Below are 24,357 nucleotides of genomic sequence, written 5' to 3'. Positions count from 1 at the left end.
CGGGCACGGGTCCCGCTCCCCGGCGCACGGGGCGGCCCGCCGCCGCGGTACTCCCGCGGCGGCGGGCCGCCCCCGCGGTCAGCGCCCCGCGTTCCTGCGGAGGTACCGGCCGACCACCTCGTTGAACTCCTCGGCGCGTTCCACCTGGGTCCAGTGCCCGCACCGGCTGAAGAGATGGGCGTCGGCGTTCGGGACGGTGTTCAGGAGCTCCCACGTCCGCGAGGCCGGGATGACCGTGTCCCGCATCCCGTGGATCAGCAGCAGCGGCAGGTCCAGTTCCGCCAGTGCGCCGAGGTCGAGCGGCAGCGCTTCGCGGTCGCGGTCGCGGGCCGCCACGACCTCCTCCAGCCGGCTCGACGCGCTGTCGTTCAGGGCGGCCTCGTAGCGCAGGCCGACCAGCTCGTCGGTGACCAGGTCCTTGTCCACGACGAACTGTTCGAGCGTGCGGCGGATGCCGGCCGGCGACAGCTCGGGCTTGGCGTGGCCCGCCAGCGCCGCGGTCCTCCTCGCGCCTCCGGTGCCCATCGAGACGATGCCCAGCAGACGCTCCGGGGCGTCCACGGCGAGCTGCAGGGCGATCCAGCCGCCGATGGAGTTGCCGACGATCCAGGTCCTGTCGATGCCCAGCGCGTCCAGGACGCGCAGCGCGTGCCGGCCCCACTCCCGGATGCCGTACTCGGTGCCCGGTGCCACGACGGTCTGGCCGTAGCCCATGGAGTCGATGGCGATGCAGCGCCCGTGCTCCGCGAGACGGGGCAGGTTCAGCCACCAGTTGGCGGCGGCGGTGACACCGGTGCCCGAGCCGTGCAGGAAGAGGACGGGGGTGCCTTCGCCGAGTTCGTGATAGTGGGTCAGTTCGCCGTCGGCGGTGGGCAGCCACTTGTCTTCGAGGCCGAAGAAGGCGGGGGTTCGGTAAGCGGGGATCTCGCCGACGGACATCGGGGTTCCTTTCACTGTTCGTCCTGCGACGGCCGGGGAGCCGGTCACGGCCAAAGGCGGGTGAGTTTTTCGATGACGGCGTGCACGCCCACGACGTTGTTCACCATCTGGGTGACGCGGACATCCGCGGCGATGGAGCAGAGGCTGTACGCCTCGTCCGGGTCGAGGCCCTCCTCGGTCAGCCAGTTCACGAGGTCGTCCACCGCGTCGTGGGCGGCCTCCTCGATGCTCGCGCCGAAACCGGTGGAGACGAGACGGGACTCCGTCTCGGCCCGGGGGGTGCGCAGCGGCGTCCCCCGCTCCACCGTGAACCGCAGCCGCACATGGTCCATGCCGGTTTCCACGGCGGTCTGGTTCACCTCGCCGTCGCCCTGGACCGCGTGGCCGTCGCCGCAGTAGAAGCCGGCGCCGTCCCGGAAGACGGGCAGGCGCAGGCGGGAGCCCACGACGAGTTCCGAGAGGTCCATGTTGCCGCCGAAGGGGCCGGGCTCCACCGTGCTCCGCGGTCCGTCCCCGGCCGGTGCCACCCCCATGATTCCCAGGAACGGCCTGAGGGGTACGCGCACCTTGCCGCCGAGCGTGGTGGTCATGGAGTCGCGGTCCAGCTCGAAGTGGCGGATCGTCCCCTCGGGGAACCGGTCGCGCAGCACGCCCCGGCCGCGCGGCCGGGCCACCACGAGGTTGAACCCGTGGGCCGCGGGCGTGAGCGCCAGTACGTCCACCACCAGGGTGTCGCCGGGGCGTGCCCCGCGCACATGGACGGGACCGGTGAGGGAGTGCGGTCCCAGAGCGTCCGGGAAGGCCGCCCGGAGGGCCGGGAAGTCAGCCATGACGGTGTCCCGGGTGACCCGGCCGCCCCAGTGCCCCCAGGTCGACAGGGTCACCTCGTCGCCGGGGTCGACCGTGAGCACCGGCGGCGCGGCGGGGTCGATCACCCCGACCCTGACGGTGTCCGGCCCGGCGGGGAGGTCGTGGGTGCGGCCTCCCCCCGCCGGGGACGGGACGGGTTCCCGCGTCACGCGCCGCTCGCTTCGGTGCGGCCCGGATCCGGTTCCCGGCGGATCGAGGCCAGCAGACGCTGCACGGCACCGGTGGCACCGGACGTGTTGTTGGCGAACAGGATCCGGGCGAACTGCGCCCCGAGGTAGGGATGGAACCCGAGGTCGTACAGGGTGCGGAAGTCCCGCTCCTCGATGGCGGTGCGCTCGGCCGCGGTCAGCGCGTAGCGGTCGAGCACGGCCGCCTCGTCCTTCACGAACTCCTCGCGGAGTCCGGCGTTCCACTTCAGGTCCTGCACCAGGTCGTGCGAGACCAGGGCCCGGTCGATGTTTTCCAGACTCATGGTGATCCCCTGTCTCAGCGTCCGGCGGGTGCCGGCGTCATGTCCCAGCTGACGGCACCTATGCCGCAGCGCCACTTGTCCCATGCGGTGTAGCCGAGGACGTCGCAGGGCCGCTCGCCGATCGCGCCCATGACGAGGATCCAGCTCAGCAGCTCCCCGGTGCCGCCGATGCCGGCCCGGTCCAGCCGCTCCAGGGTGACCTCGGAGAGGACCTTCTCGTGGCTGCCGTTGCCGAGCAGTCCGAGGAACCAGTTGTCGAAGTCCTCGTCGATCCAGAAGTCCCGTACACCGCCGGGCTCGTGGCTCATGCCACCGGTGGCGAAGAGGCCGACCCGCAGATCGGACGGCAGGTCGTTCTCGATGAGGTCGGCGAGCTGCCGGCCGATCTCGTAGCAGCGGTGCTGGTCGGGAAAGGGCGGCACCGTGACGTTCTGGAGGATGGGGATGATCGGGACGCCGCTGGCCTCGATCCCGGTCTTGACCACCGGCACCGAGATGTTGTCGTCGAAGTTGAGGTTCTCGCGGGTCGCGGAGACCGGGACGCCGCGCCGGTTCAGGCCGTTGAGGATCTTCTCGGCGATGTCCGGCCGCCCGGGGAGCACGTACTCCCCGCACCCCAGCCAGTCCTTGAAGAACTCGGCCGGACCGCGGTGCTCGGGGGCCATGCCGACGACGAAGTCCGGATACTCCCGGATGCGGTTGTTGGCCATGTGGTCGTTGGCCACCATGAGGATCACGTCGAGCTCGGCCTCACGGATCTGCCGGGTCAGCGAACCGTAGGCGGAGGCGACCATCTTCCGCGATGCCTCGGGCGCCTGGTCGAACATGCCGATCAGGCCCGGGGCGTGGCTCGCGGCCACGGCGAGGCTGATGTTGGCCATGGGAAACTTCCTTTGCTGCTCGCAGGGGGGTGGGGGCTCCGGACGGAAGGGGGGCGACCCTTCCGTCCGGAGCCCCGGAGGGGGCGGTCAGACAGCGGCGCGCAGGCTCCGGGTCTCGTCCTCACGGACTTCCAGGGTGTCCGCGTCGACGGCGACGCCGTAGACGGTGCGGGCGGCGTCGACCGAGACGACGCCTTCGCGTACGTCGCGCAGCACCAGCTCGGCGGGGCGCAGCCGCGGATCGCCGAACCCGCCGCCACCGCTCGCGATCACCTCGAAGACGTCGCCCTTGCCGAGGGTGTAGAACGCGTTGGAGTCGACCTCGACGGGCTCGGCGCCCGGGCGGGTCAGGGTCAGGCGCTGGACGATGCCGGGCCGTCCGCCGAGCAGGCCCACGGGTGCGGTCCCGGGCATGAAACCGCTGCCGTACGTGGCGCAGGCGATGCCGTCGGCCAGGACCCGCCACCGGTACCGCACGCCGAGGCCGCCGCGCCACTGGCCGCCGCCCGCGCTGTCGGGGAGGTATTCGAGCGCCTCCAGCAGGTACGGGGTGTCCAGCTCGTGCAGTTCGGGGTCCGGGGCGCGCAGTCCGCCCAGGGTGTTCGACGGGGAGAGGTGGTCCCAGCCGTCGAAGCCCTCGGTGGCGCCGCTGCCGCCCTTGCCCAGGAAGTGCAGGTCGCCGAAGTGCCGCCCGGTGCGCGGGTTCACCCCCATGGTGGCGGGGGTGCACCAGCGGGCCCAGCCGGCGTGCGCGCGGCCGGGGACGGCCTTGGAGAGGGCCACCCACACCGCCGACGCGATGGCCTCGCACGTCGGGACGGTGCAGGCGGCGACGGGCGCCGGGGACTCGGGGTTGGTGAGGGAGCCGGCCGGGGCGATCACGTCGATCGGCTCGATGGCACCGGCGTTGTAGCGGATGTCCGGATCGATGCAGCCGAAGAGGGCCAGGTGGGCCGAGGAGACGGTGTTGGCGATGGTGCTGTTGATGAAGCCCTTGGCCTGCTCGTCGCTCTCGCTGAAGTCGAACGTGAGGTGCTCACCCTCGACCTTGACCGTGAGGGCGACCCGGTAGGACCGGTCCTTGTCGATGCCGTCGTTGTCGAGCAGCGCGTCGGCGCTGTACTCCCCGTCGGGGATGCCGGCGATCTCGGCGCGGACCTGGCGCGCGCTCGCCCGCAGCAGCTCGTCGGTGGCGGCGCCGATGGTTTCCGGCCCGTACTTCTCCAGGAGGCCCTTGAGACGCCGCTCCCCGATGGCGGTGGCGCCGATCTGGCAGTTCAGCACGCTCTCGACCAGGGCCCGCATCCGGACGTTGGAGAGGATCAGCTCCCAGATGTCGCGTCGCGGTACGCCCTTCTCGACGACGCGGGCCGGGGGGATGACGATGCCCTCCTCCTGCACGTCCCGGGCCCTGGGGTTGAACCCGACGACACCGCCGCCGCCGACATCGGCGTTGTGGCCCTTGGTCGTGGCCCAGAAGACGAGTTCGCCCTCCCAGAAGACCGGCCGGGCGATGGTGATGTCCGGCAGGTGCGAGCCGCCGTCGAACGGGTCGTTGTGGATGAAGATGTCGCCGTCGTGCACGTCGTCGCCGAAGAACTCCGCGATGGCGCGCAGGGCGAAGGGCGTCGCCCCGCCGATGACCGGGATGTAGTGGGTCTGGGCGAGCAGCCGGCAGTCCGCGCTGAAGAGGGAGGTCGCGAAGTCGCGGGCTTCCACGAAGATCGGCGACCGCGAGGTGCGCAGCATCGTCTGGCCCATCTCGCCGGTGATGCCGTCCAGGGCGCTGCCGATCACGGCCACGAGGATCGGGTTGGACGTGGGGTGCGTCTGTGCCATCTGCTGTGTCATCCGTGTGATTCCCTTCAGGCCGGCTGGTTCGCCGGTTCGATGACGTAGTTGCCCTGCGCGTCCACCGTCATGGCGTAGCCCTCGATGAGGACGACGGTGGTGGTGGGCTGCTCGATGATCGCGGGGCCGGCGACGCGGTTGTCGCGGCGCAGGGCGAGGCCGTCGTAGACATCGGTGCGCACGGTCCGGCCGGAGAAGACCGCCTCGCGGGCGCCCTTGAGGGCGGCGCTCGGGTCCGGGCCGGCGGAGGGCTCGTCGGCGAGCGCGGGCTTGGCGGTACGCCCCAGGGAAGTGAGGCGTACGTTGATGAGTTCGGTGGGCTCGCCGGGCATGGCGTACCCGTTGAGGGCCTCGTGCTTCGCCTCGAAGTCGCTGACGAGCTGCTTGAGCGACTCCTGGGTGAGTTCGCCGTCGAAGGCCAGGGGGACCTCGATCTCGGTGAACTGGCCGATGTAGCGCACATCGGCGCTGAAGACCAGGTCGATCGCGTCGTCCGCCACGTTCTCCGAGCGGAGCGTCTCGACGGCCTCGTCCCGCATCTCCCGGTACAGCTCGCCGGCCCGGTCCAGGTCCAGGGCGTCCATGTCCGAGACGAAGGTGCGCGCGTACAGGTGCTTGAGGTCGGTCAGGAGGGTGCCGACGGCACAGAACACCGAGGACTCACGCGGCACGATGATGCGGGTGATGCCGAGTTCCTGCGCGATCGGTACGGCGTGGATCGGTCCCGCGCCGCCCGCGACCACCACGGTGAACTCGCGGGGGTCGACACCGCGCTTGACGGAGACCGCGCTGACGGCCTCGGCCATGGTCGCGTTCACGACGCGGTAGATGCCTTCGACCGCTTCGGTGACGGAGAGGCCGAGCGGCTTCGCGACCTTCTCCTCGACGGCCCGGCGCGCCGCTTCGACGTCCAGGGTGAAGGCGCCGTCCCCGAACATGTCCGGGTTCAGGTACCCCATGAGGAGGTCGGCGTCGGTGGTCGTGGGGTTCTCGCCGCCGCGGCCGTAACAGGCGGGGCCGGGGTCGGCGGTGGCGCTCTGCGGGCCGACGCGGAGGATGCCGCCGGAGTCCACCCACACCAGCGAGCCGCCGCCCGCGCCCACGGTGTGGATGTCCAGCATGGGCAGGGCGACCCGGTATCCGGCGATCTCGCTGTCGCCGGTGAGCAGTGACTCCCCGTCGCGCACCAGCGCCACGTCGAAGCTGGTACCGCCCATGTCGACGGCGATGACGTTCTCGGCACCGTGCCGGCGGGCGTACTGCAGGGCCGCCCCCGGCGCGGCGGCCGGACCGGACATCAGCGCGTTGACCGCGGAATTACTGGCGATCTCGGGCGACATCACGCCGCCGTTGGACTGCACGATGAGCAGGGTGCCGGAGAATCCCCGGTCCGCCAGCTGCCGCTCGATGTTCGCCAGGTAATTCTGCAGTTTGGGCCCGACGAACGCGTTGAGCACCGTGGTGCTGTGCCGCTCGTAGGCGCGGATCTGGGGCACCACGTCGCTGGATATGGTGATGAATACGCCGGGGAGTTCCTCGCGCAGGATTTCAGCGGTGCGCTGCTCGTGGGAAGGGTCCACGAAGGACCACAGATAGGAGACGGCGACGGCCTCGACACCCTGCTCCCGGAAGTACCGCGCCGCCGCGCGCACGTCGTCCTCGTGGAGTGCCACGACCTCGGCGCCCGACACGTCGATCCGTTCGCGGACGGTGGCGATGAGCTCCCGGGGGACGAGCGGCGGCGGCGGCGCGTACTTGGAGTCGTTCTGCCGCTCCCGGATTCCGCGGCGCATGTTCAGCAGGTCACGGAAGCCGTGCGTGGTGACGAAACCTGTCTTCGCCCCCCGGTGGGTCAGCACGGCGTTGGTGGCGATCGTCGTGCCGTGCACGATCGTGGACACCGCGCCGAGGAAGTCCTCCAGCGACTCCCCGAAGCTGCCGGCGGCTTTGGCCAGTCCGTCCAGCAGGCCGACGGACGGGTCGTGCGGGGTGGTCGGGGACTTGTAGATGCGGGACCCGCCGTCCTCTTCGATCACGAAGAGGTCGGTGAAAGTGCCCCCGATATCAATTCCGATCCGCCGGCTCGCCTTTTTGTCTACGTTCGTCATCGAGGAAACTCCGTTGCTGTGAGCCTGAAAGGGCACGCTGAAGGAAGTGCTGCACATCGACGCAAGAATGAGTCGCGTGAATGGCGCGGCCAGCGCGAACCGAATTCGAGCTTTACTGGAAGGCGCGGTGTTTCCAGGACCGTAGCCCTTCGCACATGCACCGACAACGCGCTGTTCGGCTCAGCCGAACGGCGGTCTCAGGTCACGGCGCGTGCTCGGAGAGCCGCCGCGCCGCGTCGGCCACGGCGCGGGCGTACGTCTCCCCGTGGGTGGGCAGCCGGTATTCGAGGAAGCTCATGCTCAGGGCCCACGACACGTCGCCGTGCCGGTTGCTGATCGGCGCGGCCACACTGCACACGCCCTCGAACGCTTCCTCGGTGTCCAGGGCGTACCCGCGCTCACGTACGGCGGACAGTTCCGCTTCCAGGGCCGGGAGCGCGGTGAGGGAACGCGCCGTGAGGGACCCCAGCGGGCCGTCGCCGTAGACGCCGCGCAGCTCGCGGGGCGAGAGGTGGGCCAGCATCGCCTTGCCGGCCGCCGTGCAGTGCGCGGGAAGACGTTCGCCGACCCGGGTCGCGTTGATCCGGACCCCGGTGCGCGGTGTGATCTTCTCCAGATGGACGACCTCGCCGTGATGGCGTGAGGTCAGCTGCACCGTCTCCTGGTGGGCGGCGACCAGATCGCGCATCTCCGTCCAGGCGGGCTCGGAGATCTCGGAGGTCATCCGCGCGCGCAGCCCCAGCTGGAAGGCGTGCCATCCGAGCCGGTAGCGGCCGCGCCCGGTGCGGCGCAGGAGGCCGAGAGAGACCATGCTCTGCATGTAGTCCCAGACCGTCGTCTTGGGGAGGTCGAGCGCCCGGCACACGTCGCTGACCGCCCACTCGGGAGCGTCGGAGGAGAAGAGATCCAGAATCCGCACGGCCCGTTCGAGACCGTCGATCATGGCGTAGTCCTTACCCGCATGTCCGACAGGATACGAGGGCCGGTCCTTCCGGCGGGACGGCCCGGGCGGTGCGCGAGGTGTGCGGAGCGCGGAAGGCGCCCAGGTCAGGCCCCCTGCCCAGGGGCCGGGCGGCGGTCCGCCCGCTGCCCGTGCGGCCCCTGGCAGTGGGCGGGGGCGGTGGTGCAGGGCGGCGGGGCCGTCCGGTGGCGCGGCCCGGACACCGCCGTCTCCGTGGGGACGGGAGCGGGGGGACGCGCCCGGTGCCGGCGGGCGCCCCGTGCGTGGCCGGCCGGCGGCCCGGGCCGGGGAGGGCGGCGTCCTCCGTGCCGCGGACCCGGGGGGCCTCAGGGCCCGTACGGAACACCGTGCGGGCGTCTCACCCGGCCGTACGCGCCGTCATCACACCGAACCCGGCGATGTACTCCCTGATCGGCCGGTAGAAGGAGTACGTCACGTCGTACGGGCCCGCCGCCCCGAGAGCCGCGAAGGCGGCGACCCAGGTGCGTACCTCGTGGGCGGAGTTGCCGGCGTCCTCGGCCATCTGCTCGGGCGTCATCGCGTCGACGGGGGAGAGGTCACCCGAGGCGAACACCGCCATCAGGGCCGTGTCCCAGGCGGGGTTGAGGTCCCGGATCGTGGCCGTGCCCGCCGCGAACGCCTTCGCCGTGTCGATGACCCGCTGCTGGCGGGCGTCGCGGGCCGCCGCCGTGGGGTGGCGGCCGTTGAGCAGCAGGGCGCGGGCGGCGTCGTCCGCCGTGGCCCACTGGGGGACCGGCGGGTCGTGGGAGAGGCCGCCGGAGCCGATGACGAGGACCCGCTCGTCCTCCAGCGAGGCGAGGTAGCCGCCGATGGCCTCGCCGAGGCGCCGCACACGGCGCATCGTCACGAAGGGCCTGGCCACGCCGTTGACGAAGACCGGGATCGTCGGTACCCGGTCGATGCCGCCGAAGAGGATCTCCAGCGGCTGGACCGCGCCGTGGTCGACCTCCATGCGGCGGGAGACCGCCACGTCGATGTCGCGCTCCGCCACCCACTGGGCCAGTTCCCCGGCGCGCCCGGCCGGCACGTCCAGCGGGCCTTCCGCGGTGCCGTAGTCGCCGACGCCCAGGGCCTCGTAGCCGATGCAGAACGGTGGCATCAGGTCGTAGAAGAAGCCGTTGTAGTGGTCGGGCGCGAAAGAGACCACCAGCGTGGGGTCGTACTCCTCGACGAAGGCCCGTGCGGTGGAGAAGGCGCCCTGGACCGCGGCGTTCACCTCGGCGGGCGGGTCCGCGTACCCGAGGAGCGGGCTGTGCGACATGGTGACGAGGGCGACGGTCATGCCGTGGCTCCTTCCAGGGCGGGCTCCCCGACGGGTGCGGTGGTGAGGGAGGCGGCGGTGCGCAGGGCGGCGAGCACCTGGGACGCCTGGCGGGTGAGGGAGGCCGCGGCCACGAAGTGGTCGGGGCGCAGCACGACGAGGCCGCAGGCGCGTACGTCGAACCAGTCCTTGAGGGCGCCGGTCGTGTCGCCGACGACGGTGACGGGCGCCGGGGAACCGGCGAACTCCGTCTCGGCCCAGGTGCGCTGGGTCTCCGGCATGAAGGAGACCAGCCGGATCCGGTGGCGGCGGACCAGGGCCAGGTCGGCCTCGGTGAGGAACGCGGTCGGGTTGGTGCCCCACGTGGCCAGCGTCCACCAGTCACCGGTGACGTCGTCGAGCAGGGCGTCCGCGGCGTCGGCGGTGGTGACCCGGGGCTGGATGAACTGCATCCCGACCGGGGAGAGCTCACCGCAGGAGTCGGTGAACGGTGCCAGGGCGCCGCGCCGTTTGAAGCCGGCTCCGGCCCGCCCCGGCCTGAGCGTCGCCTGGTCGACGACGACCCCGGACGCGTAGCGCGGCATCGGCTTGAACCGCAGCTCGGTGAAGTACGACTTCCACTTCGGTACGAGGTTGAGCGCGGACGCGGCGGCATCGCGCACCGCGCCGCCGAAGCGTCCCATCTTCATGACGGTGCCCGCCGCCATGTTCACATCGATCATGTCGGAGGCGTGCTTGCGGCGTTCCTCGGTGTACGTGTCCAGGAGGGCGTCGTCCGCGTCACCCGCGAGCACGGCGCTGAGCTTCCACGCCAGGTTCGTCGCGTCGCGGATCCCGGAGTTCCAGCCCTGGCCGAGCCACACCGGCATCAGGTGCGCCGCGTCGCCGGCGAGGAAGACCCGTCCCTTGCGGAAGCCGGAGGCCACGCGGCCGTGGTGGGTGAAGGTGCGCTGGTTGATGACCCGCAGCGCCGAGGGGTCGGGGACGTGGCGTTCGAGCAGGGAGCGCATGAACGCCGGGTCGTCGCACAGGGCGGTCGGCTCGTCGTCGTGGAGCATGAACTCCCAGCGGCGGATGCCCTGCGGCAGCCCGATGGAGACGTACGGGCGGCGCGGGTCGGCGCCGAGATAGACCGAGGGGGTGCCGATCGGGTCGTCGGCCACGTCCACGACCACCCAGCGGGTCGAGGGCGACTTCCCCTCGAATTCCACGCCCATCCACTTGCGGGTGAAGGAGCTTCCCCCCTCGCAGCCGACCGCGTAGCGGGCGGTGACGGTGACCGTGCCGGCCGGCTCGCCCGCGGCGTCGTGCCGTTCGGCGGTCACGGCGACGTGGTCGCCGCGGTCCTCCAGGCCGACGACCCTGTGGCGGAAGCGCAGCGCGGTACCGGGGAAGCGGTCGAGTCCGGCGGCGAGTTCCTTGTCGACCAGCGGCTGCACGAAGCCGTGCTTGCGCGGGTGGCCGAACTCCTGGGTGCGCGGATTGTTGGTGGCCAGGACCCGGCCGGTGCCGTTGACGAGCCGTACCACGTGGTGCGGGACCGTGAACGGCCGTACGCGTTCCCACAGGCCGGCCGTGTGCAGGGTGCGGATCGACTCGTCGTCGAGGCCGACGCCGCGCGGGTAGTCGATGAGCTCGTGGCGGGCTTCCAGGACGGTGGCCCGGTGCCCGCGGACGCCGAGCAGATTGGCGAGGGTGAGGCCGACGGGCCCCGCTCCGATGACGACGACGTCGGTGTCGAAGGTGGTCATGGGGTGTTCCGATCGATTCGGTGCGGTGCTGGCCGGCTCAGTTGTGCGACAGGAAGTCGACGACCAGGCGGTTGAACTCGTCGGCGTGCTCGATCATCGCCCAGTGGCCGCACCGGTTGAGCAGCACCAGGCGGGAGTCGGGGATGCTGGCCAGCAGCCACAGGCTGGTCTCGTAGTGCAGGACACGGTCGTCCTTGCCGTGGATCAGCAGGGTCGGCGTCCTGATGCCGGGAATCCTGTCGCGGTCGACCCTGACCGGGATGGGGGCGCCGTGCGCGAGGCCCTCGACGTAGTTCTCCAGGTGGTCGGGGCGGGCGAGCGCCGCCTCCGAGCGCGCCCTGGTCAGCTCGGGGGTCGCGAAGCGCTCGTTGTCGTACGTCATGATCTCGACGAGCGCCCGCATGTTCTCCGGGCTCGCGTCCTTGTACGCCTTGACCAGGACCTTCAGGCCCTCGCTCGGGCCGCCACCGGGGCTGAGGAGGGAAGCGGGGCCGCGGCCGAGCGAGGCACCCATCGTCACCAGGTGGGTGATGCGCTCGGGGTGCAGCGTGGCGAAGCGGACCGCGGTGTGACCGCCCATGGAATTGCCGACGAGGGCGGCCTTCGCGAGGCCCAGCGCGTCGAGGAACTCCACGAGCGTCGCGTCGTGGTCCATGTCCTCGGTCGCCTGGGCGTCGGAGTCGCCCCAGCCCGGCATGTCGGGGGCGAGGACGTGGAAGCCGGCGGCGGCGATCGCGCCGATGTTGCCCGAGAAGTTCGACCACCCCGTCGCGCCGGGTCCGGAGCCGTGCAGCAGTACGACGGGCGCGGCACCGGGCTCCCCGGCCTCGTAGTAGCGCATGCGCAGGCCCGACGGAAGGGCGATGTCGTGCGAGGCGGCTTCCTTGGTGAGGGACATGACCCGACTCCTCGTTCTTTATCTGCACTCTAGAGAGCGTTATTTACACGTCAGACATCACGATGGAACGCTGGCCCGATAGGAATGTCAAGAGGTGTCCGGTCACGCCGTCCGCGGGGCCGTCCCCGGTGGCCGGGTGCGGGGCGGCTGCGCGGACACGCGGAGGCAGGGCCGGGAGCCCATGCCCTCCCGGCCCTGCCTCGTGCGCGGTGTCAGCTCGTCCGGGCGAGCTCCAGTGCCACGTCGACGATCATGTCCTCCTGGCCGCCGACCAGGCCCCGCCTGCCGGCCTCGACGAGGATCGTGCGGACGTCGACGCCGTAGCGCTCGGCCGCCGTCTCCGCGTGCCGCAGGAACGAGCCGTACACCCCGGCGTAGCCGAGGGTGAGGGTCTCGCGGTCCACGCGGACGGGGCGGTCCTGCAGCGGGCGCACCAGGTCCTCGGCCGCGTCCTGGAGGGCGAAGAGATCGCAGCCGTGCTCCCAGCCGTTGAGGTCGGCGACGGCGACGAACGGTTCGATGGGGCAGTTGCCCGCGCCCGCGCCCTGCCCGGCGAGGGACGCGTCCACGCGGGTCACGCCCTCCTCCACCGCGACCATGGAGTTCGCGACGGCGAGGGAGAGGTTCTCGTGGGCGTGGATGCCGATCTCGGTGGCGGGGTCGAGTACGTCCCGGTAGGCGCGCATCCGCTCACGGACGCCGTCCATCATCAGACGGCCGCCGGAGTCGGTGACGTAGACGCAGTGGGCGCCGTAGGACTCCATCAGCTTGGCCTGGGCGGCCAGTGTCCTGGCGTCGGCCATGTGGCTCATCATCAGGAAGCCCGAGACGTCCATGCCCAGTTCGCGGGCGGTGGCGATGTGCTGGGCCGAGACGTCGGCCTCGGTGCAGTGCGTGGCGACGCGCACGGAGCGCACCCCGAGCCGGTAGGCCTGTTCGAGCTCCGCGATGGTGCCGATGCCGGGCAGCAGCAGGGTGGTCAGGCGGGCGTTGACGATGTGCGCGGCCGCGGTCTCGATCCACTCCCAGTCGGTGTGGCTGCCGGGGCCGTAGTTGAGGGAGCCGCCGGCGAGGCCGTCGCCGTGCGAGACCTCGATGCCGTCGACACCGGCCGCGTCGAGCGCGGCGACGATCTTCCCGACCCGCTCCGGCTCGATGCGGTGCCGGATGGCGTGCATGCCGTCGCGCAGGGTGACGTCCTGGATGAACAGCTTGGTGTCCCTCATGGCGGTGTCGCTCATGCGTCGGCTCCCTGGAGTTCGGTGGCGCGGGCGGCCATGGCCTCGGCCATCCGCAGGGCCGCGCTGGTCATGATGTCGAGGTTCCCGGCGTACGCCGGAAGGTAGTGGGCGGCCCCCTCGACCTCGAGGAAGACCGACACCTGGTGGGTGACCGGAGCCTCGGTGAGGGTGTGCACGGGCTGGTCGGCGGGGACCGGGGTGATCTGCACCCGCTGCTTGAGGCGGTAGCCCGGCACGTACGCGGACACTTCGTCGACCCGCCGGGCGACGGCCTCGCGGATCGCGTCGTGGGCGGCCTCGTCGGGCGCGTCCACCAGCGCGAGCACGGTGTCCCGCATGATCAGCGGCGGCTCCGCCGGGTTGAGGACGATGACGGCCTTGCCGCGGCCGGCACCGCCGACCACCTCGATGGCGTGGCTGGTCGTCTCGGTGAACTCGTCGATGTTCGCGCGGGTGCCGGGGCCGGCGCTCCTCGACGCGATCGAGGCGACGATCTCCGCGTACGGCACCGGGACCACGGAGGAGACGGCCGCGACGATCGGGACGGTGGCCTGACCGCCGCACGTCACCATGTTCACGTTGTCCGCGCCGGTGTGGTCGTCGAGGTTGACCGCCGGGATCACCATCGGGCCGATGGCGGCGGGGGTCAGGTCGACGAGCTGCTTCCCGTACGGCGCGAGCGCGGCGGCGTTCGCCACGTGCGCCTTCGCCGAGGTGGCGTCGAAGACGATCCGGATGTCCTCGAAGCCGTCCATGGCGATCAGCCCCTTGACGCCCTCGGCGGTCACGGGCACCCCGAGCCGCTCGGCGCGGGCGAGTCCGTCGGAGGCGGGGTCGATGCCGACCATCGCGCCCATCTCCAGGGTGTCCGAGAGCCGGAGCACCTTGATCATCAGGTCGGTGCCGATGTTGCCCGATCCGATGACGGCGACCTTGGTCTTCATGCGGAGGCTCCTTCATCGCTGGAGGTGTGGAAGCGGACGGAGACGGAACCGAGTCCGCTGATGTCGGCGGTGAACGCGTCACCGGCCGCGGCCGGCACCATCGGGCCGAGCGCGCCGGACAGCACGACCTGCCCCGCGCGCAGCGGGTCGCCGACCTCGCGGGCGGTCCGGGCGAGCCAGGCGAGCGCGGTGAGCGGGTCGCCGAGACAGGCCGCGCCGTCGCCGGCGGAGACGGTCTCCTCGCCGCGCTTCAGGGTCATGACGGCCTCGACCGGTTCGAAACCGGCGAGCGGCCTGGCCGGGGCGCCGAGCACGTAGAGGGCGGAGGAGCCGTTGTCGGCGACGGTGTCACCGAAGGTGATGTCCCAGCCGGCGATCCTGCTGTCCACGATCTCCAGCGCGGGTACGGCGTGTGCCACGGCGGCCCGGACCTGCGCGTCGTCGAGCGGGCCCTCGGCGAGGTCCGCGCCCAGGACGAACGCGATCTCCGCCTCGACCTTCGGCTGGAGCAGCCCGTCGACCGGCACGGACGCCCCGTCCTCGACGCTCATGTCGGCGAACAGGACCCCGAAGTCCGGCTGGTTGACGCCCAGTTGCTTCTGCACCGCGGGAGAGGTGAGGCCGATCTTCCGGCCGGTGACCCGGCCGCCCGCGTCCAGGCGGTGAGCGCAGAGCCGTTCCTGGACGGCGTAGGCCGCCTTCACGTCGTCGCTGCCGATCAGGTCGCGGACCGGAGCGCAGGGCACGCGGTCGGCGGCGGCGCGCAGCAGCCTGCGCGCCGCCCGCGCCACGGCGTCGTCGCCGGGTCCGTTTCCGGGAGAGGTCTCGTTCATGCACCCAGCTTGGACACCGGGGCCGCCCCGGGCCCAGCGCCGGGTTCCGTCTGGCGGAACCCGGCGGCGAATCAGTGCCCGCGCAGCTCCGCGCGCCGCCCGAGCGTCGCGGAGATCCCCGCCGCGGCCGCGCGCACACTGGTGGCGTGCCGGGCGGGCCGGAAGCGGTGCACCGGTCCCGTCACGCTCACCGCCGCCACGATCTCGTCCGCCGGACCGAAGACCCCGGCCGCGACGCACACGATGCCGACCGCCGACTCCTCGTACTCGAAGGCGACGCCCTTCGCGAGCACGTCGGACAGCTGCCGCGTCAGGACGTCGACGTTGGTGACGGTCCGGGGCGCCTTGCGTTCCAGCGGCCCGCGCAGCGCGGCCTCCCGCTCCTCGGCGGGGGCGTGGGCCAGCAGCACCTTGCCGATCGCCGTCGCGTGCAGCGGCATCCGGCCGCCGAGCCGCGAGGGCGAGGCGGCCTGCTGGTGGCCGCCCATCTTGGCGACGTAGACGACCTCCGTGCCCTCGCGCGTGCCCAGGTGGACGAGCTCGTGCGTACGGACGTAGAGGTCCTCCAGGAAGGGCGTGGCCACTTCGAGCAGTCCGCGCTCGACCGAGGCGCGCATCCCCAGCTCGAAGACGAGCCCCGACAGCCGGTACCGTCCCTGGACGCGGTCGAGGAGGCGCGCGGCCACCAGGTCGCCGAGCACCCGGTGCAGCGTGCTCTTCGCGAACTCCGTGCGCCGCTGCAGCTCGGCGAAGCCGAGGGTGGTGTCCTCGACGGTGAATGCCTGCAGCACGGTGAGGGCCTTGGCCAGCACACCGCTCGGCGCGTCGTCGCTCAAGGGGGGCTTCCTTCCCGGGGTGCGTCCGGCGTCCTCCGGCGCGGCTGACGCACCCGACGCGGCCGGCACGGACGTTTCGACTGTACGGGACGCGGGTGCGCCCTTCGGCGTGACGGTGCGTCACCGGCACGCACGTAGACTGAGCGGATGAGCGACAAGCAGGCGGGGCCGAAGACGCGGAGCGCGCCGGACGGCGGGCCCGGCCGGGCCGGGGCGCGGGGCAGCGGCTCCGCCGGCAAGGCCGTCGGTTCCCAGACCCTCTCCCGCGGACTGCGCGCCCTCGAACTGGTCGCCGGGCAGCCGCAGGGACTCGCCGTGCAGGACGTCGCGGAGTGCCTCGGCGTCCACCGCACCATCGCGTACCGGATCCTCGTCACCCTCGCCGAGCACCACCTGGTCGTGAAGGCCGCCGACGGCCGCTACCGGGCCGGTTCCGGCACGGTCACGCTGGCGCGCGGGTACGCGGCCGGGGTCCGCGAGGCCGCCCTGCCGGTGCTGCGCCGCACGGCCGACGAACTCGGTGCCACGGTCGCGCTGATCGCGGCGGAGGGCAACGACGCGGTCGCCGTCGCCGTGGTCGAGCCGCGGTCCGTGGACTACCACATCGGCTACCGGGTCGGCAGCCGCCACCCCATCGGGACCGGCGCCGCCGGCCTGGCGCTCGCGACGCTGCGGCTGCCCGCGCCGGGTGAGCCGGCCGAGGTCGCGCAGGCCCGTGACCAGGGCTACGCCCGCACCTTCGGGCGGATCGAACCCGGTGCGCACGGTGTCGCCGTGCCCCTGCGCACGGCGGACCCGGCGCTGCACATGTGCGTCAACCTCATCACGTCCCGCGAGGACGTGGCCGACGGGTCCGTGTCCGTGATGCGGGCGGTCGCCGAGGAGATCTCGGCACTGGGCTGAGCACCGCCGCCGCGCCCCGTGCCCCACCCGCCCCGCACCACCTGACAGGCCCCCGCGTCCGACGCGGGGGCCTGCGGCATGTGCGCGGAGGCTTTGATCGATCATCCGGGCGGCTCTTGACACCCTCCCGGGCCACCCGCATCGTGTTCGCTATCTACAAGCGTCTGTGCGGAGAATGCACACGAGGTGAGCGGTGGCCGCGGACGACCGGCCGCCGCCCCGGTGCCCAGGACCCCGCAGCGCGCCGAACCCCCGGAGCCGAAGATGTCCCTCAACGACGCCGCGCGTCGCGTCGAGTCACGCCGGATCGCCCTGTCCAGTTTTGTCGGCAGCGCCATCGAGTTCTACGACTTCCTGCTGTACGGCGCTGCCGCCTCCCTCGTCTTCAACGAGCTGTTCTTCACCGACCTGAACCCGCTGGCCGGTACCGTCGCCGCCTTCGGCACCCTCGCCGTCGGCTACGTCGCCCGCCCGCTGGGCGGCATCGTCTTCGGCCACTTCGGCGACCGTGTCGGCCGCAAGTCCATGCTGGTGCTGACCATGACGCTGATGGCGTTCGCCAGCTTCGCCATCGGCCTGCTCCCCACCTACGAGGCCATCGGCATCTGGGCGCCGCTGCTGCTGGTCGCCTGCCGGCTGGTCCAGGGCATCGCCGTCGGCGGCGAGTGGGGCGGCGCCGCCCTCATGGCCATGGAGCACGCGAGCGCCGGACGCCGCGGTCTGATGGCCTCGTTCGCGAACATGGGCGGACCCGCCGGCGCCGTGCTCGCCACCGCCGTCTTCGCCGCCTTCTCCGCGCTGCCCGAGGACGACTTCCTCGCCTGGGGATGGCGCGTCCCGTTCCTGCTCAGCCTGCTGCTCATGGCGATCGGCCTGTTCATCCGGATGAAGGTCACCGAGAGCCCGGTCTTCGCCGAGGCGCAGCGCAGGGCGGCACGGGAAGCGGCCGGACGGAATGCGGTCAAGCAGGAGGCGCCCCTGCTCACCGTGTTGCGCCGCTACCGCAAGAACATCGTCCTGTCCTGCCTCGGCGGCTGCGCGGCCCTCGTCCTCCAGTCGCTGCTCGCCACCTTCATGCTCACCTACGCCACGGGCGTCGGTTTCGAGCGCTCGACCGTGCTGCTCGCCCAGACCGTCTCGTCGGCGCTGCACATCTTCACGATCCCCGCGTTCGCGCTCCTCTCGGACCGTGTGGGCCGCCGCCCCGTCATGATCACCGGCGCGCTGGTCACGGCCGCCGCCGCGTTCCCGCTGTTCGCCCTGGTCAACAGCGGTTCGGTGGCGCTCCTGTTCGCGGCGTACATCATCGGCAACCCGATCCTGCAGGCCTCGATGTACGGGCCGATGGCGGCGTTCGTCAGCGAGATGTTCGGCACCCGCGCCCGCTATACCGGCGCTTCCCTCGGCTACCAGCTCGCCTCCACGCTGGGCGCGGGCACGGCGCCGCTGATCGCGAGCAGCCTTCTGGCCGGACCGGGCGGGGGCACGGGGTCCGCCCCGGTCAGCGTCTACCTGATCGGCGTCTGCCTGATCAGCGCGGCGGCGATCGCGCTGACCCGCGAATCCCACCGCGCGGACATCACCGACGCGGTCCCGGACGCCGGGCGGACCGCCCGGCTGCCGGAGGCCGCGGCGCGCTGAGCGGACCCCGGCCGTGCCGTGGCCGCACGGCCGGGGCCGGCCGGGAACCCGTGGGGCCCACCCGCCGGCGACGCGGTGGTCCTGCGGGCCGCCGGAGTGCCCGCCCGCGGCGTGGGCCGGCGCCGGCGGCGGGCGAAGGACCCGCGGGGCCCGGCCTTCCGCGTTCCCACGCCCGCACCCCCCGCGGCCCGGCCTTCCGCGGGGCCGCGGGGCGCGGTCCGCGACCGGCCCGGACACCGAGGACACCACGGCACCCGCCTCAGGGCTTCTCCTGGATCATGTGGTCATGAGAAGACGAGCGAGCACGAAGACCCCTGGAGCGCCCGCGGCCGCGAGCGCACGCCTGGACTGGTCGGCCCTCCCCTCCGGTGTCAGAGGGCAGGTCGAGGCATCCCTCGGATCCCCCGTCGAGGACGCCGTCACCCAGGCGGGAGGCTTCTCGCCCGGTGCCGCCGCTCGCTTGCGCCTGGCCGACGGCCGGCGGGTCTTCGTGAAGGCAGCGGGGCCTGAACCCAACCCCGGCACTCCTGCCCTCCACCGGGCGGAAGCCGGAATCACCGCGGCCCTGCCGGCCGCCGCGCCCGTACCGGAGCTGCTCATGGCCCTGGACCTCGACGGCTGGGCCGTCCTGGTCTTCGAGGACGTGGACGGGAGGATGCCGGCCCAGCCGTGGCAGCCGGACGAACTCCGCCGTGTCCTCGCGGCCACCGCGGAACTGTCCGTGCTGCTCGATCCTTCGCCGGTCGGGGTACCGACGGTCGCCGAACGCTTCGGTGAGGAGTTCCGGGGCTGGCGTCTGCTCGCCGGCGCCTGCGCGAAGGGAGCGGATGACCCGGCCCGGCTCGACCCCTGGGCGCGGCGCAACCTGGGGCGTCTCGCCGACCGGGAAGCCGCCTGGAGCACAGCGGCGGCCGGCAGCGCCCTGATCCACGGCGATCTGCGTGCGGACAACGTGCTGCTGACCGATGACCGCGTCGTGTTCGTCGACTGGCCGTGGGCCGCGATCGGTGCTCCGTGGTTCGACATCGTGCTGATGGGCCCGAGCGTGATCATGCAGGACACCCCGGACGCCATGCGTTTCCTGGACCAGCACCTCCACGCCCACGCTGCCGACCCCGACGACGTGACCAGCGTGCTCATCGCCCTGGCCGGTTACTTCCTCCATCAGTCCGTCCAGGCCCCGCCCCCGGGGCTGCCTACGGTGCGCGGCTTCCAGCGCGCTCAGGGCGAAGCCGCGCTGAACTGGGTGCGTGAGCGGACACGGTGGCGTTGAGGGTGTCCCGGAACGGCGGCAACGCTCGATCCCGCCCGCCGCCGTCAGGGTGATCCGTCCCCGCGGCGGGCCGCGGGTTCCGGATCACCCTCCCGTGCGCCGGACAGCGTCCGGCGCACGGGAACGCGGCTACGAGGCCGTGCACTTCACCTTGACCGGGGCGGCGGCGGCGTGCCGGTTGCCCGAGGTCTTGCCCCGGTTGTCGAGCACGACGGATATCTTGCCCGTGCTCACCGGGAACGTGCCGGCGTTGATCCACTGGCCCAGGTGCGAGGGCTGGTTGATCTCGAAGGTGCCGATCGCCGTGCTCGGCTTGGCGTCGAAGTACCGGTGGACGGTGTAGTGGGCCGGATTGCCGCCCACGTAGCTGATGTCCTTGACGTTCGGGATGAAGACCATGACCTGGCAACTGCCCTTGGTCACCGACCCCGTGGGGAACTTCCACTGGGCGTAGGCGTCGGAGGACGAGGTGCTGCCGGACAGGGGCAGGCTGTAGTAGAACCCGCTGCATCCGTAGGACGTCTGGCTGCCGGAGCTTCCGCGCCAGCCCTTGTTGCTGTCGCGCCACCGCTCGGACGTGGCGAACCCCGGGGTGTTGCAGCCCGGGCCGATGAAATGGCTGTACGTGACAGGGGCCGCCTGCGGAGCCTTGACCGCGGAGGTGTTCGCCGGCTTGCCGGAGCTCTTCGGCTCCGCCGGAGTACCGGAGCTCTTCGGGGCCGCCGGAGTGCCGGGTGCCGTAGGCGTGCCGCCGCTCCCGGCGGGCACGCTCCGTACATCCTTGCCGCCGTCCCCGGCCGGCCGGCCGCCTGAGTCCTCGGTGGTCCCGGCTTCGTGGATCCCGCCGCTCGACCCGGCTTCGTGGATCCCGCCGTTCTTCCCGGAGCCACCGGCCGGTGACCCGGCGGACTTGCCGCCGCTGGGCGACGGGCTGCCCTCACCGGGGGCGTTCTGCCGGCCGGGCACGATACCCGGACCGGAGCCGTCCGGCCCTATCCGGCTGCCCGCCGGGGCCACCGCGGAGGCCGGCGGGTTGTCGTCGTCCGACCCGTTCAGGCCCGAGATCAGCAGGGGCACACCGGCGAGGATCAGGCCCCCCGCCACCGCCGCCGCGATCAGCGGCTTTCCGGGACGGCCCGGGGGGAGGACCCCGCCGCGGCGGGCGCCGCCGGTGGCCGCGTTCTCACCGGAGGCCGTGGTCCGGGCGGTGGAGGCCGCCGACTCGGCGGTACCCGTGCCGATGACGGCGGGCGCGGCGGCAGCCACGGACGCGGCAGTGGCAGCGGTTCCGGGAGCGGCGGACGTGTGGGTCTCCTCCTCGGACTCCTCCTCCGCCGCCTTCTCGGCCTCCTCCGCGGCCTTCGCCTCCTCCGCGGCCTTCGGCCGGGGCTCCCCGGGCTCCGCCCCGGCCTCCCCGGTCGCCGCCGCTCCCGTCTTCCGCCCCTCCTCGGATGTGGCTCGGACGGAGCTCGTGGACACCGTGGCGGTGGGGCCCGTGCCGCCGGACGGCGCGGTGGCGGCCCCGGTCGCCGGCTTCTCCGGGAACAGCCCGGAGACCGGTTCCTCGGCCAGGACCGTGACAGCGGCCGCACGGGGGGCCGGTGAGCCGGAAACACCGGAGGTCGTACCGGCCGCGGACGACTCGTTGGTTGCCATGACGTGCCTCTCAGACGGATCAGGATGGGGGAAGGGAGGGACAGGAAGGGAGTGACGGGGAGGGAGGGACGGGGAGGGAGGGACGGGAGGTGAGGGATGGGGCGCAGGTACGGCGGGGAGGGTGGGGCGATGGTGGCGGGTCAGGTATGGAGCGGGAAGGGGCCGGTGCAGCGGGCGGGCCACTCGGGGGCCGACGGGCCGCCGTCCCGGCGGGCCGCCTCGTCCAGCCGGGCGAGGGCGGCGTCGGAAGGAGCCCGGAACTGCTGTGCCCCGAGCGGGAGTTCCGCCAGCAGAACCCGTGCCGGGAGGTCCCCGGCCGCTTCGTGCCTGGCCAGCACCGAGAACTCCGTACCCGCCGCGAAGAGGGCCGTCGTGCCGGTGCCGCCCGGGACCGTCAGCATCGATGTGCGACGGGCGGTCATGGGTTTGACGGCGTAGCGGACATGGCCCTTTGGAGGGGACGGGGCGCCCGCCTGCTCCAGATGCACGACGTCGAGCGGGGCGTCGCAGTGCAGGACGGACCCGGGCACGACGTCGTCCGCGATCCCGGGCCCCGGCACGGCCCGCAGCAGCGTCCCCCGCAGGGCGGGCAGCCTGCGCAGCCCGGAGGCGAGGCAGACGGCGTACGGTGCCAGCTCGCCGGGGCCCGAGGCCGCCTCGGAGGCCAGCGCGAGGGCTCCGAACCGTCCGTCCGGCGGCGACGCCAGATACAGGTGGACGGCGACGAGATCGACGCGCGCCTCGTCCTCACCGGGGCCGCGCAGGGCGGGCAGCCGTACCAGGGCCCGGTTGACCGGCCCCGTGTACTCCTCCCAGACGGACGCCGCCAGTTCGCGGAAGGCGGCCCGGTCCGCGCCGCTGCTGACGTCCGCCGGGGCAGGGGCGGCGCGCCGGGACCTCATGACGGGAACGGGTACCGGAGGCCGCGGTGCGAGAGGAGCCGGGGCGGGGCCCGGGGCCGGTCGCGGGGTCTCCTCGTGAGCTGTCCCACCGTGATCCGGCGTCACCCGGGAGGCCGCGGGTTCCGTCCCGCCCTCCCTCCCCGGCGTCGGCCCGGCGCCGGGCCCCGCGGCGGTCACCGCTGGTGGGCCGGCTGATCCGGCGCCCGTCCGTTCGGCCCGGACGTGGTCCGGTACGGAGGACTGGGACGCGGCCCCCGGGGCGGTGTCACGACCGGAGCCGCTGCTGGTCGGCGGGCGGCCGGCAGCCGCGGCGGGCGCCGGGTCCGTCTCCGGGCCCTGCGCGGAGCCGGCTTCCGCGGTCCCGCCCGCCGTGGTGGCACCGGTGACGGGGGCGAGCACGGCCGGGGGTGCGGCCGGTTCCGGTGCGGCCGGCTCCGGCGCGGAGGTCTCGGCCGCCGGTTCGCCGCCCACCGGGGTCTCGGGACCGTCCAGGGAAACCTCCTGAGCCGCGGCCGGGACGGATGCGGCAGCCGGGACGGACGAGGCGGAAGGCCCGGGGGCGCCGGACGCAGCGGATGCGCCGGGGCCGCCGGAGGCGGAGACCGGCGCGGCGGGCGCGGTACGCGTCGGCGCCGCGGCGAAGGTCAGGCCGTTGCGTACGGCGAAACGCCGCAACTGGTTCGACGTCTCGGTCTCCGCACCGGCGGGGGCCGCGATCTCGGCGTGCTCGCGCACCCGCGCGTCCAGTTCGGGCACCAGTGCGGCGAGGGTCCGCAGGACCGCGGACCGTGCCCGGCCGTCCGCGCCCGGGTCCTCGATCTCGATCCGCATCGCCCGCGCCTCGGCCGGTCTCTCCCGGACCGCGGGCGGGGGGACGGGGGAGCTCCCCACCCACAGCCCGGCCCGTACCGCTGTCACGTACCGGCCCTCGGACACCCGCCGTACGGCGGGTTCCGGGTCCGGGTCGCCCACGGTGCCGGGCAGCAGCCAGTGCACCGGGCGCGGGGCCGGTCCGGGGGTGCCCGGTTCCGCGGGCAGGCAGCTCACCGAGGCCAGCACCGCGGGCCAGGCGCACGTGCCGTCGGCCGAGTTCAGCCAGACCAGCTCGTCGTACCCGTCGCCCGAGGGGTCCGGCACGGGCAGTGGCACGCCCGTGCAGACCTCCACCTCGGTGCCGAGCAGGTCCGCCGCACGCTGTGCGGCCGGCAGCAGGTCCTCCTCGCCGTCCGGTGCCAGCCGCACCCGGTCGCGCAGCTCCGCCGGCAGCCGGGCGAGCAGCGTCGCCAGGTCCTCGGCGAGGTCGTGCCGGGGGCCGGCCGCGCCCACCAGTACGGTCAGCCGGTCCGGGTGCACGGCCAGGGCGAACGCCGGATCGCCGGGGCGGGGCGCGGCCGGGCTTTCGGGGCGCAGCAGCAGCCCCGCGGGTATCTGGTGGACCGTGCAGTCGCCCAGTCCGCCCAGCGGCACCCGGGCCAGGGCCCGCTGCCAGTGCGGTGCCGGGATGCGCGCGCCCAGGGCCACGGGTTCCGCACCCGGCGCGAAGCGCCACCAGCCGCCCGTCGGCGTGCCCGGTTCGCAGACGTACAGACCGCCGCCCGGCACCAGGACCGCCGCGGAGTCGGGTGCTTCGATGTCCAGCTCCCACGCCTCCGCCAGCCGCTGGGCGAGCGGGAGCCGGCCGTCGGGCTTGCGCGCCGCCGCCCCGGACATCACGAGCCGGACGGAGGCGCGGTGCTCGTCGCGCAGCCGGGCGAGCAGACCGCCCAGCTCCTCGCCGAGGTTTCCCGCCGCTTCCGCCGCGACGTCGACGATGACCACCGGGTGCTCCCGCTCCACGCGCAGGAGACGGGCCAGCTCGCGGACGGAGGTGCGGCGGTCGGCGGAGGAACGCAGCAGGAACCCGGCCGGGCCACCGGGGCCGGCGGGCGTGCCGAACTCCTCAAGGACCGTGTGGGGACCACCGTCCGCGGGGGCGGACGGGCCGGGAACCGGCTCCGCCGCCGTCCGCCGTCCGCGCCACCGCGGCAGCCGCGAGGCCAGTCCGCTCATCGGAGCTCCTCCCGGCGGGTGGAGTTGCTGCGTTGCACTGACCCTCCATCAAGGATTCCGCTTCGA

Annotated in this window: 19 protein-coding genes; 3 read left to right on the top strand and 16 right to left on the bottom strand. The window is 73.0% G+C overall.

Annotated elements, in window-relative coordinates; genetic code table 11:
* Window positions 1-78: 78 nt before the first annotated feature.
* The 14 genes from CP967_RS06150 to CP967_RS06085 form a co-directional block, all read right to left on the bottom strand.
* Window positions 79-939, bottom strand: coding sequence for an alpha/beta fold hydrolase (locus CP967_RS06150; RefSeq protein ID WP_150486976.1), 861 nt, complete (start codon window positions 937-939; stop codon window positions 79-81).
* Between the two features lie 44 nt (window positions 940-983).
* Complete coding sequence (locus CP967_RS06145; protein WP_150486975.1) at window positions 984-1,958, bottom strand: acetamidase/formamidase family protein; 975 nt, start codon at window positions 1,956-1,958, stop codon at window positions 984-986.
* On the bottom strand, window positions 1,955-2,281 hold the full coding sequence (locus CP967_RS06140) for an extradiol ring-cleavage dioxygenase (protein ID WP_167535334.1): 327 nt from the start codon (window positions 2,279-2,281) through the stop codon (window positions 1,955-1,957). Before CP967_RS06140 ends, CP967_RS06145 begins: the two co-directional genes overlap by 4 nt.
* A gap of 14 nt (window positions 2,282-2,295) precedes the next feature.
* The gene (locus CP967_RS06135; RefSeq protein WP_150486973.1) at window positions 2,296-3,162 is read right to left on the bottom strand and encodes a DODA-type extradiol aromatic ring-opening family dioxygenase; all 867 of its coding nucleotides are present in this window, start codon (window positions 3,160-3,162) and stop codon (window positions 2,296-2,298) included.
* Window positions 3,163-3,249: 87 nt separating this feature from the next.
* Window positions 3,250-5,013, bottom strand: a complete 1,764-nt coding sequence (locus CP967_RS06130; RefSeq protein WP_208838860.1) for a hydantoinase B/oxoprolinase family protein — start codon at window positions 5,011-5,013, stop codon at window positions 3,250-3,252.
* Window positions 5,014-5,027: 14 nt separating this feature from the next.
* Window positions 5,028-7,121: a hydantoinase/oxoprolinase family protein gene (locus CP967_RS06125; RefSeq protein WP_150486972.1), complete on the bottom strand. Its 2,094-nt coding sequence runs from the start codon at window positions 7,119-7,121 to the stop codon at window positions 5,028-5,030.
* A 202-nt stretch (window positions 7,122-7,323) separates the two neighbouring features.
* A complete protein-coding gene (locus tag CP967_RS06120) occupies window positions 7,324-8,064 on the bottom strand; it encodes an IclR family transcriptional regulator (RefSeq protein WP_150486971.1) in 741 nt (246 codons plus the stop codon).
* Between the two features lie 376 nt (window positions 8,065-8,440).
* On the bottom strand, window positions 8,441-9,385 hold the full coding sequence (locus CP967_RS06115; RefSeq protein ID WP_150486970.1) for a 3-carboxyethylcatechol 2,3-dioxygenase: 945 nt from the start codon (window positions 9,383-9,385) through the stop codon (window positions 8,441-8,443).
* On the bottom strand, window positions 9,382-11,115 hold the full coding sequence (mhpA, locus tag CP967_RS06110) for a bifunctional 3-(3-hydroxy-phenyl)propionate/3-hydroxycinnamic acid hydroxylase MhpA (protein ID WP_150486969.1): 1,734 nt from the start codon (window positions 11,113-11,115) through the stop codon (window positions 9,382-9,384). The genes CP967_RS06115 and mhpA overlap by 4 nt, the downstream gene beginning before the upstream one ends.
* A gap of 37 nt (window positions 11,116-11,152) precedes the next feature.
* Window positions 11,153-12,013, bottom strand: a complete 861-nt coding sequence (locus CP967_RS06105) for an alpha/beta fold hydrolase (protein WP_150486968.1) — start codon at window positions 12,011-12,013, stop codon at window positions 11,153-11,155.
* 212 nt (window positions 12,014-12,225) lie between these two features.
* Window positions 12,226-13,239, bottom strand: coding sequence for a 4-hydroxy-2-oxovalerate aldolase (gene dmpG / locus CP967_RS06100; protein WP_150491725.1), 1,014 nt, complete (start codon window positions 13,237-13,239; stop codon window positions 12,226-12,228).
* A gap of 11 nt (window positions 13,240-13,250) precedes the next feature.
* The gene (locus CP967_RS06095) at window positions 13,251-14,198 is read right to left on the bottom strand and encodes an acetaldehyde dehydrogenase (acetylating) (protein ID WP_150486967.1); all 948 of its coding nucleotides are present in this window, start codon (window positions 14,196-14,198) and stop codon (window positions 13,251-13,253) included.
* Window positions 14,195-15,031, bottom strand: coding sequence for a 2-keto-4-pentenoate hydratase (locus CP967_RS06090; RefSeq protein ID WP_150486966.1), 837 nt, complete (start codon window positions 15,029-15,031; stop codon window positions 14,195-14,197). The genes CP967_RS06095 and CP967_RS06090 overlap by 4 nt, the downstream gene beginning before the upstream one ends.
* Window positions 15,032-15,102: 71 nt before the next feature.
* The gene (locus tag CP967_RS06085; protein ID WP_150486965.1) at window positions 15,103-15,867 is read right to left on the bottom strand and encodes an IclR family transcriptional regulator; all 765 of its coding nucleotides are present in this window, start codon (window positions 15,865-15,867) and stop codon (window positions 15,103-15,105) included.
* Window positions 15,868-16,014: 147 nt separating this feature from the next.
* Here CP967_RS06085 and CP967_RS06080 point away from each other — a divergent pair, with 147 nt between their 5' ends.
* The 3 genes from CP967_RS06080 (at window position 16,015) to CP967_RS06070 (ending at window position 19,684) form a co-directional block, all read left to right on the top strand.
* On the top strand, window positions 16,015-16,770 hold the full coding sequence (locus tag CP967_RS06080; RefSeq protein WP_150486964.1) for an IclR family transcriptional regulator: 756 nt from the start codon (window positions 16,015-16,017) through the stop codon (window positions 16,768-16,770).
* Between the two features lie 264 nt (window positions 16,771-17,034).
* The gene (locus CP967_RS06075; RefSeq protein ID WP_150486963.1) at window positions 17,035-18,411 is read left to right on the top strand and encodes an MFS transporter; all 1,377 of its coding nucleotides are present in this window, start codon (window positions 17,035-17,037) and stop codon (window positions 18,409-18,411) included.
* A 286-nt stretch (window positions 18,412-18,697) separates the two neighbouring features.
* Complete coding sequence (locus CP967_RS06070) at window positions 18,698-19,684, top strand: phosphotransferase (RefSeq protein WP_150486962.1); 987 nt, start codon at window positions 18,698-18,700, stop codon at window positions 19,682-19,684.
* Window positions 19,685-19,813: 129 nt separating this feature from the next.
* Here the strand turns inward: CP967_RS06070 and CP967_RS06065 are convergent, their stop codons facing one another.
* Window positions 19,814-21,340 (bottom strand): hypothetical protein, encoded by a 1,527-nt coding sequence (locus CP967_RS06065; protein WP_150486961.1) that lies wholly within the window; start codon window positions 21,338-21,340, stop codon window positions 19,814-19,816.
* Between the two features lie 140 nt (window positions 21,341-21,480).
* Window positions 21,481-24,291, bottom strand: coding sequence for a hypothetical protein (locus CP967_RS06060; protein WP_150486960.1), 2,811 nt, complete (start codon window positions 24,289-24,291; stop codon window positions 21,481-21,483).
* Window positions 24,292-24,357 lie beyond the last annotated feature (66 nt).

The organism is Streptomyces nitrosporeus (assembly GCF_008704555.1).
In the GTDB taxonomy this organism is placed as follows: domain Bacteria; phylum Actinomycetota; class Actinomycetes; order Streptomycetales; family Streptomycetaceae; genus Streptomyces; species Streptomyces nitrosporeus.
This window is presented reverse-complemented; position numbering and strand designations above follow the sequence as displayed.

What these genes read in the sequence shown, in the direction of transcription:
- CP967_RS06150 (WP_150486976.1), bottom strand. Translation starts at nt 939, where the DNA reads ATGTCCGTCGGCGAGATCCCCGCTTACCGAACCCCCGCCTTCTTCGGC.
- CP967_RS06140 (WP_167535334.1), bottom strand. Translation starts at nt 2,281, where the DNA reads ATGAGTCTGGAAAACATCGACCGGGCCCTGGTCTCGCACGACCTGGTG.
- CP967_RS06135 (WP_150486973.1), bottom strand. Translation starts at nt 3,162, where the DNA reads ATGGCCAACATCAGCCTCGCCGTGGCCGCGAGCCACGCCCCGGGCCTG.
- CP967_RS06130 (WP_208838860.1), bottom strand. Translation starts at nt 5,013, where the DNA reads ATGACACAGCAGATGGCACAGACGCACCCCACGTCCAACCCGATCCTC.
- CP967_RS06125 (WP_150486972.1), bottom strand. Translation starts at nt 7,121, where the DNA reads ATGACGAACGTAGACAAAAAGGCGAGCCGGCGGATCGGAATTGATATC.
- CP967_RS06120 (WP_150486971.1), bottom strand. Translation starts at nt 8,064, where the DNA reads ATGATCGACGGTCTCGAACGGGCCGTGCGGATTCTGGATCTCTTCTCC.
- CP967_RS06115 (WP_150486970.1), bottom strand. Translation starts at nt 9,385, where the DNA reads ATGACCGTCGCCCTCGTCACCATGTCGCACAGCCCGCTCCTCGGGTAC.
- mhpA (WP_150486969.1), bottom strand. Translation starts at nt 11,115, where the DNA reads ATGACCACCTTCGACACCGACGTCGTCGTCATCGGAGCGGGGCCCGTC.
- CP967_RS06105 (WP_150486968.1), bottom strand. Translation starts at nt 12,013, where the DNA reads ATGTCCCTCACCAAGGAAGCCGCCTCGCACGACATCGCCCTTCCGTCG.
- dmpG (WP_150491725.1), bottom strand. Translation starts at nt 13,239, where the DNA reads ATGAGGGACACCAAGCTGTTCATCCAGGACGTCACCCTGCGCGACGGC.
- CP967_RS06095 (WP_150486967.1), bottom strand. Translation starts at nt 14,198, where the DNA reads ATGAAGACCAAGGTCGCCGTCATCGGATCGGGCAACATCGGCACCGAC.
- CP967_RS06090 (WP_150486966.1), bottom strand. Translation starts at nt 15,031, where the DNA reads ATGAACGAGACCTCTCCCGGAAACGGACCCGGCGACGACGCCGTGGCG.
- CP967_RS06080 (WP_150486964.1), top strand. Translation starts at nt 16,015, where the DNA reads ATGAGCGACAAGCAGGCGGGGCCGAAGACGCGGAGCGCGCCGGACGGC.
- CP967_RS06075 (WP_150486963.1), top strand. Translation starts at nt 17,035, where the DNA reads ATGTCCCTCAACGACGCCGCGCGTCGCGTCGAGTCACGCCGGATCGCC.
- CP967_RS06070 (WP_150486962.1), top strand. Translation starts at nt 18,698, where the DNA reads ATGAGAAGACGAGCGAGCACGAAGACCCCTGGAGCGCCCGCGGCCGCG.
- CP967_RS06065 (WP_150486961.1), bottom strand. Translation starts at nt 21,340, where the DNA reads ATGGCAACCAACGAGTCGTCCGCGGCCGGTACGACCTCCGGTGTTTCC.
- CP967_RS06060 (WP_150486960.1), bottom strand. Translation starts at nt 24,291, where the DNA reads ATGAGCGGACTGGCCTCGCGGCTGCCGCGGTGGCGCGGACGGCGGACG.